This window comes from Streptomonospora sediminis (assembly GCF_054778995.1).
The window spans coordinates 1-16590 of the sequence record NZ_BAAGYZ010000099.1 but is presented as its reverse complement, the minus strand read 5'-3'; the positions used below and the strand labels follow the sequence as shown (position 1 = coordinate 16590).

Genomic DNA, 16590 nt, shown 5'->3' with positions numbered 1-16590 from the left:
TCGCCCCGGCCCGCCGGAACCGCGCCGCCGGCGTCAGCGCCACCGCAGGCGGGTGCGGGCCCGGCGCCGGCCGCAACCGCCCCGGCGAGCGGCTGCGGCACAATGGCAGCTCCGCCCTCCCGACCCATCCATGCGGAAAGATCCCTTGTGAGCACCCACGTCCCGGCGGGCCCCGGCCCCGCAAGCCCCGCCCCCGATCCCGCCGGCGGCGCCGACGCCCCGCTGACCGCGGACGAGGCGGCCATCCACGCCGACGAGTTCGACGGCATCGCCGCCACCGTCGAAGCCGCCGTCTTCGGTAAGACCGATGTCGTGCGCCTGGCCCTCGTGGCGATGCTCGCCCAGGGCCACATCCTGCTGGAGGACGTCCCCGGTACCGGCAAGACCACCCTGGCCCGCGCCATCGCCTCCTGCGTCAACGGCCAGTGGCGGCGGGTGCAGTTCACCCCGGACCTGCTGCCCTCCGACGTCACCGGCGTCACCGTGTTCAACCAGGGCACCCGGGAGTTCGAGTTCCACCCCGGCCCGGTCTTCGCCAACGTCGTCGTCGCCGACGAGATCAACCGCGCCTCGCCCAAGACCCAGTCGGCGCTGCTGGAGGTCATGGAAGAGGGCATGGTGACCGTCGACGGCTCCCGGTACATGGTGCCCTCGCCGTTTCTGGTCGTGGCCACCCAGAACCCCGTTGAGATGGACGGCACCTACCGGCTGCCCGAGGCCCAGCTCGACCGGTTCCTGGTGCGGCTGTCCCTGGGCTACGCCGACCACGCCGCCGAGCTGGCAATCATCCGCGGCGACCGCCTCACCTCTCCCGACGACCTGGCACCGCGCACCGACGCCGACCGGATGGCCCGCATGGCCCGAGCCGCCCGCCGCGTGCACGTCCACGACTCCGTCTTCGAGTACGTGCTGCGCCTGGCACACGCCACCCGCGGCCACCCGGCGCTCAGCGTGGGCCTGTCCACCCGATCCACCGTCGCCATGGCCCACGTCGTGCGCATGCTCGCCCTTACCGCGGGCCGCACCTTCGCCAACCCCGAGGACGTCAAGCGGCTCGCCCCGCACGTGTGGGCGCACCGGCTCGTGCTTTCGCCCGAAGCGTCGGTGGGCGGGCGCACCGGCGGCGACGTGCTCGCCGAGGTCCTGGAGGAGACCCCCGCACCCCAGCCGCAGCACACGGGGGCGGCGGGCCGCTGATGCCGACGCGACGGGGATGGCTGGTGGCGGGCACGGGGGCGCTGCTGCTCGCGGTCGGCGCGGCCTCGGCCTACCAGGAGCTGGCGCTGCTCGGCGGACTGGGGCTGGCGGCGGTCCTGGCCGCGGTGCTGCTGGTGGGGCGCCCGCCCGAGGTCGGGGCCGAACGGTCCATCCCCGGCCGGCGCAGCGCACCAGGTGCCGAACTGCGCGTGCGCCTGAACGCCCGCAACCCCGGTCGGCGCGCCGTGCAGATCAGTGAGCGGATCGCGGGAGCGGGCGGGGAACAGGCCATCGGGCTGGCGCCGCTGGCCCCGCACGCAACCGGCGGCTCCGACTACCGGATCACCGCCGCGCGCCGCGGCGTCATCGAACTGGGCCCGCTGCGCGTCGGCCGCAGCGACCCGTTCGGCCTTGCCGCGCTGCACCGCTCCTACGGCGGCACCGACCGGATCTGGGTGCACCCGCGCTGGGAGCGGCTGCGCGCCGTCCCGGTGGGCCGGGTCGCCGACCCCGACGGCAGCGCGGACGGCGCCAGATCCGGGACGCTGACCTTCCACACCCTGCGCGACTACGTCCCCGGCGACGACCTGCGCCACGTGCACTGGCGCAGCTCCGCCAAGCTGGACAAGCTGGTTGTGCGCGAGTACGTCGACACCTCCCGGACCCGGGTGTGCGTACTCGTCGACGACCGGCCCACCCCCGGCGGCGACGCCAGGCTCGACGAGGTCGCCGGCGCCGCGGCATCGATCCTGGCCACCGGGGTCCACGCCGCGCTGCACTGCGAACTGCTCCTGGTCAGCGGCCGGGGCCGAGCAAGCACGGGCGGGCTGGCGCCCTTGCTGGACCTGCTCGCCGAGGCCGCGCCCACCGCGGACGCCGACCTCGGGCGCGCCCTGCGCCTGGCCCGCACCCGGCCCTCCGGCGACACCGCGGTGCTGGTCAGCGGCGCGCTCAGCGACGCCGACATGCGGCTGTTCGGCCGGTTGCGCGCCCATTACGCCGGGTTGCTGGCCGTTGCCGTGGGACCGGAAGAGCGCCCGGCCGCCCCCGCCGGAGTCACCCTGCTCACCGCGGGGGACGCCGCCGGGCTCTCCGACCGCTGGAACGAGGCGCCATGGTCGCGGTGAACGCCCCGCACGACCCGCCGCCCGGCCCGGCGCCGCACGTGCCGGAGCCCTCGCCGCCCGAGCCGCGCACCTCCCGCGCCGGGTCCGCGGACCGGACACTGCCGGCAGCGGCTGCGCTGGTCCTGGCCGCTGCCGCCGGCGGGGTCGCGATCGCGCCCGGCTACGCCGAGCCCGCAGTCGTCCATGCGGTCCTGCCGGCCTGCGCCCTGGCCGCAGTGGCGGTGACCATGCTGCTGCGCCGCCGGCTGGGCGGCGTCGCCGCGCTGCTGGCCGGGCTGCCCCTGCCGCTGGCCGCGGTGGCCGCCTGTGCGGCCTGGCTGCCCGGTGAAGGCCCGGGAGTGCTGGGCGGTGCCGCCGAAGCGGTGCTGCACTCGGGGGCGCGCATCCTCACCAGCACCGCCCCCACACCGCTGAACGTCGACACCCTCACCCTGCCGCTGCTGGCCACCTGGCTGACCGGCGCCGCCCAGGCCCTCGCCCACCACACCCGCCGAACGGCGCTCACCCTGCTGCCGGGGCTGCTCCTGCTCATCGGCGCGGTCGTGCTCAACGGGCCCGTCGCGCCGCCCGGGTTCGCCGCCATCGGCATGCTGGCACTGGCGGCGGCAGTGCTGATGGCGGTCAGCGGCCCCGGGACCGCCCCGTTCGGCACCGCCGGAGGGCCCGGGGTACCAGGAGCGGCGCCGACCGTGCGGGTGGAGCCGACCGGTGCCGGCGGCGCCGCCCGCTCCCCGGTCCTGCGCCGGGCCCTGGCCACCGGTTTGGCCGCGGTGCTCGTCGCCGCCGCCACGGTCTTCGGCGGTCCGGTGCTGCTCGCGGGTTGGGACGCCCGCCCCGGCGACCCGCGGGCGGTGCTGAGCCCGCCGGTGAGCTCCCAGGCCGCATTGAACCCGCTCGGCTACCTGGCCGGGTGGGCCGCCGACTCCGACGAGCCGCTGCTCACCGTTTCCGCGCCCGAGCCGGTCGACCTGCGCTGGGTCGCCCTGGGCGACTTCACCGGCACCACCTGGCTGCCCGAGGGCGGCTACCGCTCCGCCGGGCGGGTGCTGCCCGAACCGGTGCCGCCACTGCCGCACGCCCGCCGCGCCACCGCCGAGATCACGGTCGGTGCGAACCTGCCGGGAACCTGGGTGCCGGTCGTCGGCACGCCCCGCCGCGTGGACCTGCCCTCACTCGGCTACGACTCCGTTTCGGGAACCGTGGTGCGCATGGAGGGCACGCTGGAGGACAGCACCTACCGGGTCGGCGGCGACATCGCCCAGTGGCGGCCCGCGGAGCTGGCCGACGCCTCCACCCCGGCAGGCGAGGTCTTCGACCGCTACCGCGAACTGCCCGCCGGGGCGCCGCCGGTCCTCAACGACATCGTCGCCGCCGAGGCGGCCGTAGGCGCCCCCTACCAGCGCGCCCGGGCCCTGGCGCGGTACCTGCGCGAGTCCCACTCCTTCGACCCCGGCACCCCCGGCGGGCACGGCTACGCCAACGTCGCCGCGATCCTCGCCGAACCCGGCGGTCAGGGCGGCGGAGGCACCTCCGAACAGTTCGCCAGCGCCTTCGCCATGCTCGCGCGCGCAGCGGGGCTGCCCAGCCGGGTCGCGGTCGGTTTCGGGCCCGGCACCGACGAAGGCGGCGGCCGCTACCAGGTGAGCACGGGCGACGCGGTGGCCTGGGGCGAGGTCTACTTCGACGGTATCGGCTGGGTGCCCTTCGCGGTCACCCCCGGCGGCCAGGACAGCGAGGACACCGGCGGCGCGCCGCAGAGCGCTCCCGAGCCCGCCGACACCGGATCCGCACAGGACAACGCCGACACGGGTACGGACGGTGACCCCCACGACGTCGCCGAAGACCCGCGGCCGCCATCGGGCCCGGGGTGGATCCCAGCGGGGGCCGCGGCGGCGGCCGCGCTCGCGGCCGTGCCGGCAGTGCCGGTGCTGCGGCTGGCCCGGTCCCGCAGGCGCCTGCGCAGCGGCACCGCCGAAGCGCGGATACTGGGCGCATGGCGCGAACTCCGCGACGGCCTGCGCCTGTGCCGGGCGGCGCTGCCACCCGGTCACACGGTCACCGACACCGCCGAGCTGGCGCGCAACCTGCTGCCGGCGGACGCACGGGCGGCCGCCGCCCCCGACCTCGACCGCCTGGTGTTCGCCGTCAACAGCGTCTCCTTCGGTGCCGCGGCCGCAGGCGCCGACATCGACGCCGGCGCCGCCGACCGCGTCACCGCCGGCGCGCGCCGCCACCTGCGCGCGCTGCGCGCGAGCCGCGGCCGGCGCAGAAGGCTCACCTGGTGGCTGGACCCCCGGCCCCTGTTCTGGCGGGGGCGGTGATGGCCCATCCGGCCGGGCCGCGGCCGGACCGTTCGGCGGCGCCGGCGCCGGCAAAACCGCCCGCCCCGGTATCCCAGCGGGGCATGCGAGAAAGAGGACACCGATGAGCGGTGCGGAGCACGACAGCAGCCTGGCCCCCGGTTTCCACGCCTTGGAGGTCGTGCACCGGGGAGCCGCATCCACCGTCTACCGGGCGCTGCGCGACGGCAGCGCCGCACCGGCCGCGCTGAAGGTCCTGCGCGAGGACGGCGGCGAAGCCGAGGTCGAGCGGCTGCGCGAACTGGCCGGGCTGCCCGGCATCGTGGGTGTGTTGGGACGCGGCCGTACCACCTCGGGCCGCACGTTCGTCGCCATGGACTACTGCGCTGAAGGCGACTACGCGGCCAATCTGCGCCGCCGCCACCCGCTGCCGGTGGAGGAGGTCGTGCGCGCGGGCGCGGCTGCGGCCGCCGCGCTGCACGCGGTCCATGCGCGGGGGCTGCTCTACCGCGGGGTGGAACCGGCCAACCTGCTGCGTTGGGGCGGCAGCGCGGTGTTGGCCGACGCGGGCGCGGTGCGCCCGATGGCGGACGCGCCCGAGGTGCTGGGGCCCGATCCCGGCACCATCCTGCACGCGCCGCCGGAGGCGCTGCGGGCGGAGCGGGCCGGGCCCGCCTCCGACGTCTACCGGCTCGCCTCGACCCTGTGGACCCTGCTGGCCGGGCAACCGCCGTTCGGCGGCGGCAGCGTGGCAGAGCCGCAGGCGGGCGTCGACCCGTTCGAGTACCGCGACAGGGCGCTCAACGCCGCCCCGCCGCGCCTGCCGCGCGCCGACCTGCCCGGTGCGCTGCGCCCGGTGCTGGGCCGGGCGCTGGCCAAGGACCCGGACGAGCGCTACGCCACCGCTGCGGAGTTCGCCGCCGCCCTCACCGGCGAACCGGCGGCGCGGATCGTACCGGTGCCCAACGGCGCCGGTGCAGCGGTCGGCGCGGAAGAAGCCCACGGGGCGGGCGGCGCTGAGGGCGCGGAGAGCGCGGACGGACCGGATGCGGCCCAGGCGGCGACCGCAGCGGCGGGCGGGGCAGCGGTAGCGGGGAGTGCGGATCCCGGCGGGCCCGGCGGCACAGACACCGGTACCGACACCGGCGGCACCAGCGGTGGCACCAGCGGTGGCACCGCCGGCAACGACGGCATCGCCGACTCGGGCGCTGCCGACGGGGCCGCCTTCGGGCAGCGGCCCGAGGACGCCTGGGCCGGCTTGCCCGGCTGGACGGGCACGCAGGGCCTGCCCGGCGGTGAGCCCGGTCCCGGCGCGGAAGTGCCGCACACGGCCGCAGGCCCGGCGAGCGGGACCCCGTCGGGCCCCGCAGGCGGCGGGCGCGATCCGCTGTCGGCCGCGGCGGGCGAGCACGGTCCGACACTGGTGCCCGCCGCGCCCGCGGCCCCCGAACCCCCCGGCACCGCGCCCGCGCAGCCCGTCCGGCGGCGCCCGCTCTACATCGCCGTCGCCGTCGCCGCCATCGGGTTCGTGGTCATTACCGCCGGCGCCGTGGCGCTCCTGCGCCCCGGACTGGGCGGCGACCTCATGGAACAGGCCGGTGCCAGCGAGCCGGGTGCCGCGCCGTCGGCGGCATCCGCCTCCCCAAGCGGTACCGGCGCTGCCCCGGCACCGCCCGCGCGCACCGACCCCGCGGCGGCGCCCACCGGCGTGGAACTGCAGGACAACGGCGCCACGGTGGTCGTGGCCTGGACCGACAACAGCGGTGGCGAGGCCTCCCACCACGTCGTCGGCGGGCCGGTGGGCACCACACCGGCCAACCTTGCGGACACCGAGCCCGGCACGACCGAGACCGCGGTCAACGGCCTGAACACGAACCAGGAGTACTGCTTCACGGTCGTCGCCGTCCTCAGCGTGGACCGGATCGCCCGCTCCTCCGAGGTCTGCACCGACCGGGGCACCGGATAATCCCCGCAGTCCGCCCGGTCCTCGCAGCCGGTGGGGCCCGCAGCCGGGGATCAGCCGACGATGACGACCTCCAGGGTGCGCGGGCCGTGCACGCCCTCGACCCGGTCCAACTCGATGTCGCTTGTGGCCGAAGGGCCGCTGATCCAGGTCAGCGGGCGGGCGGGGTCGAGGCGGGAAAGAGCCTCGGGCACCCCGGCGACGACCTGGTCGCGCCGGACGACGCACAGGTGGTAGTCGGGGATCAGCGTGAGCGCGCGCCGGCCCTGGGCGGTACCGGCGTCGAGGACGATGGTGCCGGTTTCGGCGATCGCCGCCGCGCAGCCGGTTACGACACCGTCCACGCTCTCCAGCCCGGCCAGGCCCAGCCCGCCGCCGGTGCCGCCGCCGTCGCGCACCACCTCGGCCCCTGTCGCGGCGAACCAGTCGCCGGGGGCGTCGTGCGGGGCGCCCACGCTTCGGGCGCCGCGGTCGGCCAGCACCCGGGCGATGCACTCGGCCAGCTCTTCGGGCGCGGCGCGGTGGACCAGCGCCTTGTAGTCCTCCAGCCGGTCCACGAACAGCGCCGCGGTTTCTCCCTGGTCGTGGTCGGGGGAGTAGTCGCGGGGGACCGGTACGTCCTCCGGTGCCTCACCCGGCGGCACGTCGGCCAGCGCGGCGCGGACGCGCCCCAGAATCCGTTCGCGGGAACCGCTCATCGCTGATCACCTTCCGTGCCGCCGTGCCCGCCGCTGCCGGTCTGCCCGTCTGCGCCGGCGCCCGCGGCCCCGGCCCCGGTGCCGGCCTCCGGCGCCGGCTCGGCACTGCCCTCGCGGCGCCACCAGGAGCGGAACGACTCCTCGGGGATGTCGGGGATGTCGCGCGTGTCGGTCCAGGCTGAGGCCGGACCGGGCATGCGCTTGGGCATCAGCGACCGCGCCGCCGAGGCCGCGCGCTGAGCGGTGACCAAGCGGCGTTCGCCGCCCAGGGTCCACCCGGCCACGCTCATGGCGGCCTTTTCCGCGTGGTGGCCGGGTCCGGCGGCGACCTCCTCGCGCAGGTGCACCAGCACTTCGGGGATGTCGATGGCCACCGGGCAGACGTCGTAGCAGGCACCGCACAGCGATGACGCGTACGGCAGCGCCGCGTCGGTCGCAGAGGCGGTCCCGCGCAGTTGCGGGGTGAGGATCGCGCCGATCGGGCCGGGATAGACCGAACCGTAGGCGTGCCCGCCGGTGCGCTCGTAGACCGGGCAGATGTTCAGGCACGCCGAGCAGCGGATGCACCGCAGCGCCTGGCGCCCCACGGTGTCGGCCAGGACGTTGGTGCGGCCGTTGTCCAGCAGCACCACGTGGAACTCCTGGGGGCCGTCGCCCGGGGTCACCCCGGTCCAGGTCGAGGTGTAGGGGTTCATCCGCTCGCCGGTGGAGGAACGCGGCAGCAGCTGCAGGAACACCTCCAAATCCGACCAGCTGGGCACGATCTTCTCGATGCCCACCACCGAGATCAGCGTCTCCGGCAGGGTCAGGCACATCCGCCCGTTGCCCTCGGACTCCAGCACCACCATGGATCCGGTGTCGGCGACGGCGAAGTTGGCGCCGGATATCGCGACCTTTGTGCGCAGGAACCGCTCGCGCAGGTGGACGCGGGCGGCCTCGGCCAGTGCGCGGGGGTCGTCGCTGAGCTCCTCGGGTGCGGGAACGCCCCAGGACGCCATGTGGTCGCGGAAGATCTCGCGGATCTCGGCGCGGTTGCGGTGGATGGCCGGCACCAGGATGTGCGAGGGCAGGTCGTCGCTGAGCTGCACGATCAGCTCGGCGAGGTCGGTCTCGTAGGCGGTGATCCCGGCCTGGGCCAGCGCCTCGTTCAGCTCGATCTCCTGGGTGGCCATGGACTTGACCTTGACCACGTCGCTCTCGCCGGTGCTGCGGACCAGGCGGGTGACGATCTCGTTGGCCTCGGCCGCGTCGGCGGCCCAGTGCACGTGCCCGCCGGCGGCGGTGACGGCTTCCTCCAACCGCTCCAGGTACACGTCCAGGTGGCGCAGCGTGCGGTCCTTGATCGCCTTGCCGGCGGCGCGCAGCCGGGACCAGTCGCCGAGTTCGGCGACGACGCCGTCGCGCTTGCCGCGGATGGTGTGGGTGGCCTTGCGCAGGTTGTGCCGCAGTTGGGCGTCGCCGGTGGCGTCGGCGGCCGCCTCGGGGAAGGGCGGCATGCCCATGAACGTCGCCGTGCCTGCGGCCCGCCCGGTGGAGGCGGGCGCAGCCATGGCGTTGGGGCCGGGTGCGTGGCGGCCGGTGGGGTGCTGGTGGCTCATATGCGGGCCGGCTCCTGTTCGGTCGAGGCGAGGATCTCGGCGAGGTGGACGCTCTTGATGCCGGCGCGTTGGCGCTGCAGGGTGCCGCCGATGTGCATCAGGCAGGAGTTGTCGACCGCGCACAGCACCTCCGCGCCGGTCGCGGCGACGTTGCGGGCCTTGTCGGCGCCCATGGCCGCCGACACGTCGGCGTTTTTCATCGCGAACGTGCCGCCGAACCCGCAGCACTCGGCGGAGCCTTCCAGCTCGCGCAGGTCGATGCCGCGGACGTTGCGCAGCAGCTCATAGGGCCGGTCGCCGAGCCTGAGCAGCCGCAGCCCGTGGCAGGTGGGGTGGTAGGTGACCGTGTGCGGGAAGTAGGCGCCCACGTCGGTGACCCCGAGGACGTCCACCAGCAGCTCCGACAGGTCGTGGACGCGCGGGGCCACCTCGGACACCGCGCGGTCGAGCCTGCTGCCGGGCTCGCCCAAGCGCGGGTAGTTGTCGCGGACCATGGCGGCGCACGAGCCGGAGGGGGCCAGGACCGCGTCGGCGTCGGCGAAGGTCTCGACGAACCGCACCGCCAGCTTCTGGGCCTCGCGCCGGTAGCCGGTGTTGTAGTGCATCTGCCCGCAGCAGGTCTGGGATTCGGGGAAGACGACCTCGTGGCCGAGCCTGCGCAGCAGGCGCACCACCGCGCGCCCGGTGCCGGGGTACAGGGTGTCGTTCACGCAGGTGACGAACAGTGCGATCCGCATGCGCTCCCTCGATTCAGGTCCCGGCCGCCGCGCGGCGGCCGGGGCTGCCACCGACCATAGGCCGGGCCGGGTCCGCGTGTTCGGCACCGGGCCCGGCGAGCCGGGAACGGAGCCGGTGAGCTGGCACGCGGCCGCCGGCGATCATAAGTGGTCCGATATCTCTGTGCCGCTTGTGCAGTACGTGGTCCGCCGACCAACCGAAGAAACGGGACGATAACGGCATAACGTCGCCCGCGCAGCCAGATTGGTCGGACCACTTCTACGCCGAGTGCGCTCGGGATGTCAAGATGGGACCGCACCGCGCGAAGCCGCGCAGCGGCCCGCGGCGCACTCTGCCCCCGGCGCCGACTGCGCAGCCGAGGGGATACCGCTTCCACACGGAAAGGCAGGCACCGGTGACCCGACCCGACCCGGCGCCCGGCGCCGCGCCGGCATCCGCCGATCGCCTGCCGGTGACCCAGCGCGCCATCGAGCACATCAAGGCGATGATCGCCGGCGGGGCGCTCGAACCCGGCGACCGGCTGCCCACCGAACGCGACCTGGCGGCCGGACTCGGCGTCTCGCGCGGCTCCATGCGCGAGGCCATCCGCGCCCTGACCACTCTGGGTGTGCTGGAGGTCCGCCACGGCGCCGGGGTCTATGTCACCCCGCTGCGCCCCGGCGACCTGTTGGAGACGTTCTCCGTGCTCGCCGAGGTCTCCCAGGGCGAGACCCTCATCGAGGTCCTGCAGGTGCGCCGGATGCTGGAGCCCGCCGCCACCGCCCTGGCCGCGGCCCGCGCCGACGAGGCCCAGTTGCGCCACCTGGCCGGGATCCTGGAGCGCATCGGTACCGGAACCAGCGAGGGCGAGACGGTTGCCGCCGACCTGTCCTTCCACCAGGCGATCGTGGAGACCACAGGCAACGCCACCCTGGTGGCAGTCAACGACGGGCTGTCCTCGCGCACATTCAACGCCCGGGTGTGGCACGGCCACCGCGAGGCCGGCCTGACCGCCCGGCTGCGCGAGGACCACGACCGCATCTACCAGGCCCTGTGCGACCGCGACCCCGACGCCGCCCGCGCCGCCGCCACCACCCACGTCATGGAGGTCGAACGCTGGCTCCGCGGCCACCTGGGGTCCGGCGGCGCGGGGTGAGGCCCAGCCCCGCCGGTCGAAGCCGGCAGCCGTAGTGGTGCAGTTGCCCGCCGCGCCCGCGCGGCGGGCAACTGCACCTTCGGGAGCCCTACGCGAGCGCGCGCTCCAAGGCGTCGCGGACCGTGTCGCGCAGCAGGGGCGCTTTGTACCCGGTCTGCGGTAGCGGGCTGCACATGGCGGGGACGCCGGCCACCGCGGCGGCGGCCTCGCGCGGGTTCCGGGCGCCGATGATCGCCTGTTCCACCTCGGGCAGCCGGATCGGCGTCCGGGCCACCGCACCGGCGGCGACAGCGGCCCGGGTCACGGCGCCGTCGGTGCGCACCACGCGCGCCACCGCCTCGACCAGCGGCCACTCGCCGTGCGAGCGGGAGGTCGCACGGCGGTAGGCCGCGCTCTCGCTCTCGGCGGGCACCGGAAGCACCACGGCGGTCAGCAGGCCCCCGGCCTCCAAGACGTGGTCCCGGGTGGAGTCCGCCCCGTCGTAGAGGTCCGCGACGGCCCGCGGCGCGGCGCCCTCCACCTCGACCGACGCCCCGTCGTAGGCCAGCAGCGCCATCGCCAGTGACGACGGGTGCGGCGCCGCGCACTCGGCGCCCTGCTCGACCACCGTGCCGTGCAGGTGGTCCCCGGCGCGCGCCGGGCAGGAGTCTCCGCCCTTCTGCAGGCAGCCGAACGCCGCGCTGCGGAAGTAGGGGCACCGGTTGCGCTGCAGCAGGTTGCCGCCCAGCGTGCCCACCGACCGGATCTGCGGCGTTGCAACGGCGGCCGCCGTTGCCGCCAGCGCGGGGTAGGCCGCGCGAAGGCGCGCGTCGGCGGCGATCTCGGCGACGGTGGTCAGCGCACCGATGCGCGCCGAGCCGGCAGATCGCCACTCGACCCCGCGCAGGGCGCCCACCCGGAACAGGTCCACGAAGGGGGCACCGGCCACTCCTTCGCGCACCCGCGCCATGAGGTCGGTGCCGCCCGCCCGGGCCTCGGCCGCCGAGCCGCGCAGCGCCGCGGCCGCGGAGGCCACGTCCGCGGGGATGCTCCCCGTGTTGTCCGCGGTCATTTCACACCGATCCCTTCGAGTAGCCGGTCGGGCCGGATGGGCAGGTCGTGCGGCCGCCAGCCGGTGGCGTCGAAGACGGCGTTGCCCACGGCCGCGGCGACGCCGATCGTGGACACCTCGCCGATACCCACGCCGCCGCCGGGCACGTGCTCCCAGCCCTGTTCATGGAAGTGCACCTCGATTTCCGGGGTGTCACCGATGCCGGGGATGCGGTAATCCTCCAGGTTGGAGGTCAGGACGGTGCCGGTGAGCGGGTCGTCGCGGCGCTGCTCGTAGAGCGCGTAGCCGATCCCCTGCACCACACCGCCCTCACACTGGTTGCGTGCGGGCCGTTCGGCATACATCCGCCCCGCAGAGATCCCCGCCCAGCAGCGCGTGGGCCGCACCGTGCCCAGCAGGGTGTCGACCTCCACCTCCATCACGTGCACCGCGCCGGTGAAGCCGCGTCCGATACCGCCCAGGCCCGGAATGGCGAACGGAAGGGCGTAGCCGCGGCGGTCCCGGCGGCGGATGCCGCGCACCCGCAGCCCTTCCAGCGCCGCCAGTGCGGCACTGTCCAGCACGCCCGAGCCTGCCGTTCCGCCCGAGCCGCCGGACCCGGCCGGCCCGCTTCGGTTCGCGGCGAGTTCGCGGGCCTTGGCCAGCAGCCGTGCGGCCGCGTCCCGGGCCGCCGGACCCAGCGACGCGGTGGTGCGGCTGCCACCGGACGTGGGCGCGTCGACCAGGTCGCTGCTGCCCGCGCGCACCCGCACCCGCTCGCGCGGCACGCCAAGCTCGGTGCGCACCGCCTCGGCGACCACCGAGCGGGAACCGGTACCCATGTCCTGCACCGCGGTCTCGGCCACCACCATGCCGTCCTCGACCACCAGCTCGACCGCAGCGGCCGGGTCCAGCATGTAGATCCAGTTGGCGGCCGAGACCCCGACCCCGCGCCGGGACCGCCCCGTAGACGCGCCCCGGGTGCGCTCGCCCCATACCGGCAGCGCCGCCGCCCAGTCGTAGAGGGCGTGCCGCTTGGGGTTGCCGTCCCAGCGCCGGCGCAGCGCGATCGGGTCCTCGCCGAGGCGGTGGGCCATCTCGTCGACCGACTGCTCCAGCGCCCAGGCCAGCTGCGCGCCCCCGGGCCCGCGGAACGGCGCCGCGGGCGGCCGGTTGGTGGCGACGTCGAAGTCGCGCAGCCGCCGGGGCGCGCGCCCGTACATCAGCCGGCCCAGCACCGCGGCCATCCCGCCGATGGCGACGCCGCCGTCGGAGTACACGTCCATGGTCAGTGCGGCGAGCCCGCCGTCGGCGCCGGCCAGCATCGCCACCTCGGTGCGCGACCCGGGCCGGCTGCCGGCGTCGGTGAGTTCGGCGGCGCGGTCGAAGACCAGCCGTACGGGTGCGCCGGCGGCACGGGCCAGTTCCACGGCGGCGATGGTCTCGACCTGCAGCCATTGTTTGGCGCCGAACGCGCCGCCGACGTGCTCGGCGGTGACGTGTACGCGCTCTCGAGGCAGGTCCCAGCGTTTGGCGGCAGCCTCGGCCACGGCCACCACCGCTTGGGTGGAGACGTGGATGTGCAGGTCGCCGGTGTCGTCCCAGCGGGCCACACACGCGTGCGGTTCCATGGGGGTGTGTACCTGGACGGCGGTCTCGAACACGCCGGTGACCAGGCGCGAGTCGCCGTCGCGGGCCGCGGCCCGGATGCGGTTGACCGCGGTGGCGCTGCGCCGGCCCAGGCTGAACGGGCCGCGGACGTTGCCCTGCCAGCGTGCCGGCGGCGCGGCGCCCTCGTTGTGCCCGGGGGCCGTCGAGCGTTCGGCGCGCGAGGGGTACACGAGGGGTGCGCCGGCCTGGCGGGCAGCGGCCGGATCCACCGCGGCGGGCAGGTCCCGGTAGTCGACGGCGACCTGCTCGGCGGCTGCGCGGGCCTTGGCGGCGGTGGGCGCGGCCACGGCCAGCAGCGGCTGGCCGGCATAGCGGACGGTGCGGTCGGCGCCGAGCAGGTCTACGTGCACCGCGCCGCCGGCGTCGACGGACTCCACAAGCGCATGGGCCCGGGTCGAGCGCACGATCACCGCCTCCCAGCAGCCCTCGGGCCGGATGTCGGTGGTGTAGCGGGCCCGCCCGGCCGCCTTGTCGGCGGCTTCGGCGCGCGGCGGGGCCGGGTCCGGGTCCGGGCCGGCGTCGTGCTCTCCGGCGCAGGCGGCGGCGATGGCGGCGTAGATGCCCGGATAGGCGCCGCAGCGGCACAGGTGCCCGGCCATGGCTGCGGCGATCTCGGCGCGGTCGGGTGCGGTGTCGCCGTGTGCTGCGCGGTACCGGTCGACAAAGGCGGCCGCCTCGACGACGAACCCCGGCGTGCAGTAGCCGCACTGCATGGCGTCGTGGGCGGCAAAGGCCCGCTGCACCGGGTGCGGCCCATCGGCCGCCAGCCCTTCGATGGTGGTGACCGTGCGGCCCTCAAGTGCGGTCGCGGGCAGCAGGCAGGAGGCGGCGGGGGTGCCGTCGACGAGCAGTGTGCAGGATCCGCAGACCCCGGCGTTGCATGCGGTCTTGGTTCCGGTCAGGCCGAGACCGTCGCGTACGACCTCGGCGGCGGTGGTTGCGGGATCGGCGCTGACCTGCGCCGCGGCCCCGTTTACGGTGATGTCCACGTGGGTCTCCCCGATTCGATGTTGACGTCGTCAACGTAAGGGGTGAAGTTGACCTTGTCAACAACCGTGTCGTAATGTCGCCGCATGTCCGCAGCGCAGCGCAGCACAGCCGCCGGATCGGCGGATCCGGACGGGCCGAACGCGGCGGGCGGGCGCGGCGATACCCGCGAACGGCTGATCGGGGCGGCCTCCCGCCTGCTGGCCGACGGCGGCCCCGATGCCGTGACCATGCGCAAGGTCGGCGAACTGGCGGGAGTTTCGCGCGCAGCCCCCTATCGCCACTTCGACGACAAGAGCGACCTGCTGGGCGCCGCCGCGCTGTCCAGCCTGGAACCCGCCCTCGCCGAGATCCACGCCGCCCTGCCCACAGCCGCAACCCCGCCCGCCGCCGTGCCCGAGGCGCTGCGCCGCGCCTTCATGGCCTACCTGCGCTACGGCATGGACCACCCCAAGCACTACCGGCTGGCATTCGGCGAACATCTGTCCTTCGTCGACGGCTCCGGCGTGTACGAGGCCGCGAGCCGGACGATGGGGTGCGCCGTCGACGCCCTCGCCCAAGGCCAGCGCACCGGCGCCGTGCGCGCGGGCGAGCCCCGCGCGATGGCCCTGCTCGCCTGGTCGGCCCTCCACGGCCTGGTCACGCTGGCCATGTCCGGCCACTTGGAAGGCAAGGGCCTGGAGGGCGGCGGCAACGCCGAATCCGGGGCCTTCGCCGGCGACCTGGTCGCCGACCTGGTCGCCGGTCTTACCGCCCGCGAGCAGCCGGCCGGGCCCGCGCGGCAGGGCGCAACCGGCGGCAGCGGGGCCGAGAAGGCCTAGAATCGGCGCTCATGGACGACATTCTGTTGGGTGCGGGTATCGCCGCCGTGGTGCTGGCCGGCTTCGCGTTGGGCTTCTACCGGCTGCAGGTGCGGCGCAAGTACCAGCGCTCGCCCGCGTCGCCGCTCACCCGGCCGCTGCCGGCCGCGGTCCGCGCCAAGGCGCAGCAGCGCATCGACGAGGGCAAGCCCGTCGCCGCCATCAGGGACATCCGCATGGCCACCGGCTACGACCTGCGCGCGGCCCAGGCCGTGGTCGACGCGCTCAGCGCCGGCAAGCCGGTGCCCGCAGCCGACTCCGACTGACCCCGATCCGCGCGCGGCGGTCGACCCGGATGCGCCCCGCACCCGTGTTGCCCGCCCGCCGAGCAGGCTGAGCAGCAGGGGCGGGCCGCCTCGTGCCTGCCCGGCCGGCGGGCGCTGGCCCGCCGGCGGGGCCGCGGCGGTTCACCGCGCCCCAACTACTCTGCTCCGCGCCATACCTTCAGCCCTGCGAATGTTTGCGCAACCGGCATCAGTTCGATCGTGTTCACGTTCACGTGCGCGGGCTGCGATACCACCCACCGCACCGTCTCGGCCACGTCCTGCGGCCCGAGCGCCCGGGTGCCCTCGTAGACCGCCGCGGCGCGTTCGCGGTCGCCGCCGAAACGGACCTCGGAGAACTCGGTGCCGCCGGCCAGCCCCGGTTCGACGTCGGTCACCCGCACGCCCGTGCCGTGCAGGTCGGCCCGCAGGTTCAGGCTGAACTGGCGCAGGAACGCCTTGGTCGCCCCGTAGACGTTGCCGCCCGGATAGGGGTGGTTGCCCGCGATCGAGCCGATGTTGACCACGTGTCCGCGCCCGCGCTCGACCATGCCCGGCAGCAGGGCGCGCGTGCAGTACATGGCGCCTTTGCAGTTGGTGTCGACCATCTGCTCCCAGTCGTCCAGGTCGGCCTCGTCGGCACCCGACAGGCCCTTGGCCAGCCCGGCGTTGTTGACCAGCACGTCCACATCGGCGAAGTCCGCGGGCAGGCCGCCGATCGCCGCGGTGACCGCCGAGCGGTCGCGCACGTCCAGCTCCACCGGGTGCACGCCGGGCCCCAGCTCCGCGGCCAGCCCGGCCAACCGCTCACCGCGGCGCGCGGCGGCCACCACACGCAGCCCCGACTCCGCGAACCGGCGCGCGATCTCGGCGCCGAACCCGGTGCTGGCCCCCGTCACGAATGCCGTAGAGAACTCCATGGCCCGAGATTAGCCACCACCCGCCCACAGCCGCCCCGCGCCCCGCCCGCGGGGGCGGCGGCGCGCGGGCGGGGGCGGCCGTCAGGGCCGCGCGGGCGGACGG

13 protein-coding genes are annotated in these 16590 nt (G+C 75.5%); 7 read left to right on the top strand and 6 right to left on the bottom strand.

What is annotated here, in order from left to right; genetic code table 11:
- Window positions 1-147 precede the first annotated feature (147 nt).
- From ACYVD5_RS19095 to ACYVD5_RS19080, 4 genes are all read left to right on the top strand, one after another.
- A complete protein-coding gene (locus tag ACYVD5_RS19095) occupies window positions 148-1197 on the top strand; it encodes an AAA family ATPase (RefSeq protein ID WP_461002440.1) in 1050 nt (349 codons plus the stop codon).
- Window positions 1197-2324: a DUF58 domain-containing protein gene (locus tag ACYVD5_RS19090; RefSeq protein ID WP_461002439.1), complete on the top strand. Its 1128-nt coding sequence runs from the start codon at window positions 1197-1199 to the stop codon at window positions 2322-2324. The genes ACYVD5_RS19095 and ACYVD5_RS19090 overlap by 1 nt, the downstream gene beginning before the upstream one ends.
- On the top strand, window positions 2312-4645 hold the full coding sequence (locus ACYVD5_RS19085; RefSeq protein WP_461002438.1) for a transglutaminase-like domain-containing protein: 2334 nt from the start codon (window positions 2312-2314) through the stop codon (window positions 4643-4645). Before ACYVD5_RS19090 ends, ACYVD5_RS19085 begins: the two co-directional genes overlap by 13 nt.
- 103 nt (window positions 4646-4748) lie before the next feature.
- Complete coding sequence (locus tag ACYVD5_RS19080) at window positions 4749-6590, top strand: protein kinase domain-containing protein (protein ID WP_461002437.1); 1842 nt, start codon at window positions 4749-4751, stop codon at window positions 6588-6590.
- 50 nt (window positions 6591-6640) lie between these two features.
- Here ACYVD5_RS19080 and ACYVD5_RS19075 read toward each other — a convergent pair whose 3' ends face one another.
- From ACYVD5_RS19075 to ACYVD5_RS19065, 3 genes are all read right to left on the bottom strand, one after another.
- Window positions 6641-7285: a LutC/YkgG family protein gene (locus ACYVD5_RS19075; RefSeq protein WP_461002436.1), complete on the bottom strand. Its 645-nt coding sequence runs from the start codon at window positions 7283-7285 to the stop codon at window positions 6641-6643.
- Window positions 7282-8781 (bottom strand): lactate utilization protein B, encoded by a 1500-nt coding sequence (locus ACYVD5_RS19070; protein ID WP_461002441.1) that lies wholly within the window; start codon window positions 8779-8781, stop codon window positions 7282-7284. The genes ACYVD5_RS19075 and ACYVD5_RS19070 overlap by 4 nt, the downstream gene beginning before the upstream one ends.
- Before the next feature lie 98 nt (window positions 8782-8879).
- Entirely contained in the window at window positions 8880-9620 is a 741-nt protein-coding gene (locus ACYVD5_RS19065) for a (Fe-S)-binding protein (RefSeq protein WP_461002435.1), read from the bottom strand.
- Window positions 9621-10015: 395 nt separating this feature from the next.
- On the opposite strand from ACYVD5_RS19065, the gene ACYVD5_RS19060 reads away from it, so the two are divergent.
- Entirely contained in the window at window positions 10016-10756 is a 741-nt protein-coding gene (locus ACYVD5_RS19060; RefSeq protein WP_461002434.1) for a FadR/GntR family transcriptional regulator, read from the top strand.
- Between the two features lie 88 nt (window positions 10757-10844).
- On the opposite strand, the gene ACYVD5_RS19055 is transcribed toward ACYVD5_RS19060, so the two are convergent.
- Together ACYVD5_RS19055 and ACYVD5_RS19050 are read right to left on the bottom strand one after the other, a co-directional pair.
- Entirely contained in the window at window positions 10845-11807 is a 963-nt protein-coding gene (locus ACYVD5_RS19055; protein WP_461002433.1) for an FAD binding domain-containing protein, read from the bottom strand.
- On the bottom strand, window positions 11804-14446 hold the full coding sequence (locus ACYVD5_RS19050; protein WP_461002432.1) for a molybdopterin-dependent oxidoreductase: 2643 nt from the start codon (window positions 14444-14446) through the stop codon (window positions 11804-11806). The genes ACYVD5_RS19055 and ACYVD5_RS19050 overlap by 4 nt, the downstream gene beginning before the upstream one ends.
- 84 nt (window positions 14447-14530) lie before the next feature.
- Between ACYVD5_RS19050 and ACYVD5_RS19045 the strand changes: the two genes are divergently transcribed.
- Both ACYVD5_RS19045 and ACYVD5_RS19040 read left to right on the top strand, forming a co-directional pair.
- Window positions 14531-15265 carry a TetR/AcrR family transcriptional regulator gene (locus ACYVD5_RS19045; RefSeq protein WP_461002431.1) on the top strand — a complete coding sequence of 245 codons (735 nt, stop codon included), beginning with the start codon at window positions 14531-14533 and terminating at the stop codon, window positions 15263-15265.
- Between the two features lie 11 nt (window positions 15266-15276).
- Window positions 15277-15570 (top strand): hypothetical protein, encoded by a 294-nt coding sequence (locus tag ACYVD5_RS19040; protein WP_461002430.1) that lies wholly within the window; start codon window positions 15277-15279, stop codon window positions 15568-15570.
- A gap of 155 nt (window positions 15571-15725) precedes the next feature.
- Here the strand turns inward: ACYVD5_RS19040 and ACYVD5_RS19035 are convergent, their stop codons facing one another.
- The gene (locus ACYVD5_RS19035) at window positions 15726-16487 is read right to left on the bottom strand and encodes an SDR family oxidoreductase (protein ID WP_461002429.1); all 762 of its coding nucleotides are present in this window, start codon (window positions 16485-16487) and stop codon (window positions 15726-15728) included.
- Window positions 16488-16590 lie beyond the last annotated feature (103 nt).